Origin of the sequence: Streptomyces sp. 13-12-16 (assembly GCF_002114215.1) — a bacterium.
Lineage (GTDB): Bacteria > Actinomycetota > Actinomycetes > Streptomycetales > Streptomycetaceae > Streptomyces.
Map to the genome: position 1 here is coordinate 1 of NZ_NCTE01000191.1, position 2127 is coordinate 2127.

A 2127-nucleotide genomic window follows, 5' to 3' on the forward strand; every position below is an offset into this window, starting at 1 on the left:
CGCGCGCCCGGCGCCCGACGCGGCCGCCGACGCCGCGTCAGCGGCCTTGCCGGCGGCGGGTGCGGTCGCCTTGTCCGCGGTCTGCCTGGCCTTGTCCGCGCTCTGCCGGGCCTTGGTCGCGGCGGACCGGGCGGACGTGGTCTTCTGCTGCGCGTTCTTGTTCTGTTCACTCATGGACACCGACTTGCCGCTGGCTCCCGCGGCAAACACGTCACGTGGCGCGGGCGGCTACCCGGCCGGGGCCGGTATCCGTTCCAGCACACCGCCCGCGAACACGTCGTACAGCGGCAGCGTTTCGAGGTGGACGTAACCGATGTGGCAGTCACAGGTGGTGAGGGGGCAGGGGCGGGGACGCAGTGCCTCACGGTAGCTGCCGTCGTAGAGGTTGCCGAGTTCGGCGCGGACGAAGTGGCAGCGGCGGACCGTGCCCTCCCCGTCGACCGAGATCACCGACTCCCCCGTGCGGCAGGGCAGGCCCGCGCTGGCGTGGGGGCGGCGGCTGTAGGGGAAGAGCGGGTCCAGCGCGGTCCACACGCCGGCCTCGGTGTCGTCGTAGGTGCGGCCCTCGGCGGCGTTGACCCACAGGTACACCTTCTCGGGCAGGTCGGCGCGCAGCCGCCGGGCCGCGTCGAGGTGCTCGGGCAGTCCGACGACGCCGACGCTGAACCGCACGCCGAGGCGGTCCAGTTCGCGGCACTTGGCCAGGAAGCGGTCGTAGGGGGTCTGGCCCGGGTGGTACGTGCACCACAGGGCGAGGGTGTCCAGGTCGGCGCCGGCCAGCCAGTCGGTGCGGCAGCTGAGGTTGGTCTGGATGGCGACGCGGCGGATGTGCGGCCGGTGGGACAGCCGGGTCAGGGTGCTGCGGTACCAGGAGCGGACCAGGCCCTCGCCCCAGGGGGTGAAGAGCAGGGAGAGCCGGTCGGTGGTCTGCGCGTCGGCCCAGTCGGCGAACCTCTCCAGGCGGGCGCGGTCCGCGCGCAGTTGCTCGCGGCTGTCGCGGCGCTTGGCGAAGGGGCAGTACGGGCAGTCGTAGTCGCAGGAGGCCAGCGGGCCCCGGTAGAGGAGGGTCAGGTCCATCGGCCGCGGTCTCACTTCCGCTCGTAGGCGGCCATGGCGGCCCGCACGGCCGGGGAGAACAGCTCCGGGCCGACGGCGTCGGAGTGGGCCAGGCCCTCGGGGGTCAGGCGCAGGCGCGTGGCGCCGGGACCGGTGTCCTCCTCCAGCCAGCCGCGGTCGGCGAAGCGGGACAGCTCGGCCGGGAAGTCGTCCGCCGGGGAGCGTCCGTCGAACCGGGCGCGGTAGTCGGCGGGGTCGAGGCCTTCCGCCTGGAGCAGGGACTGCAGCAGGTGCCGGCGGCGGGCCTCGTCGGTGTCGATGCGGCGGCCGTACTCGGCGTGGGCGAAGTCGGCGGCCGGGCGGGAGACGTAGTCGTCGACGATGCCGCGGATCTCGTGCATGCCGACGGCGTAGTCGAAGGAGTAGTGCAGGCCGGCGGTGTAGGAGCGGGCGCCGCAGCCGAGGCCGATCATGCCGTCGGTCTGGCAGGCGTGGTCGTCCGCGCCCTGCGGCGGGGCGTCCGCGCGGCGGAACATGCGCATGGACCGCTGTGCGTAGCCGTGGGCGAGGAGGTGGTCGCGGCCCAGGCGGTACAGGCGCAGCCGTTGTTCGTCCCAGGCCGGGTCCGCCTCGCCGGCCCGGCGGCCGAGGCCGGTCAGGGGGCGTATGTAGAGGGGGTAGAGATAGAGCTCCTCGGGGCGCCAGGCGAGGGCCGCGTCCAGGGAGCGCAGCCAGGTGTGTTCCGTCTGGCCGTCGATGCCGTAGATCAGGTCGATGTTGAGGACGGGGATGCGGGCGTCGCGGACACGGCCGAGGGCCGCCTCGACGTCGGCGCGGCGCTGCGGCCGTACGGCGGCGCGGGCCTCGGTGTCGTCGAAGCTCTGCACGCCCAGGCTGAGGCGGGTGGTGCCGCGCGCTGCCAGCACATCCAGCCGGTCGGCGGTGGCCGTGGCGGGCGACGCCTCCACGGACAGCGGGACCGCGCGCAGGTCGGCGCCCATGCGGTGTTCCGCGATGTCGCACAGCCGCTGGAGTTCGGCGGCGGTGAGGAAGGTGGGGGTGCCGCCGCCG

Annotated in this window: 2 protein-coding genes; both read right to left on the bottom strand. The window is 74.2% G+C overall.

The window, feature by feature from the left end:
- Positions 1-228 precede the first annotated feature (228 nt).
- A complete protein-coding gene (locus B7767_RS08720; protein ID WP_085571666.1) occupies positions 229-1077 on the bottom strand; it encodes an STM4011 family radical SAM protein in 849 nt (282 codons plus the stop codon).
- An 11-nt stretch (positions 1078-1088) separates the two neighbouring features.
- Positions 1089-2127: STM4012 family radical SAM protein (locus tag B7767_RS08725; protein ID WP_085571667.1), on the bottom strand; the 1039-nt coding region annotated here is incomplete at its 5' end.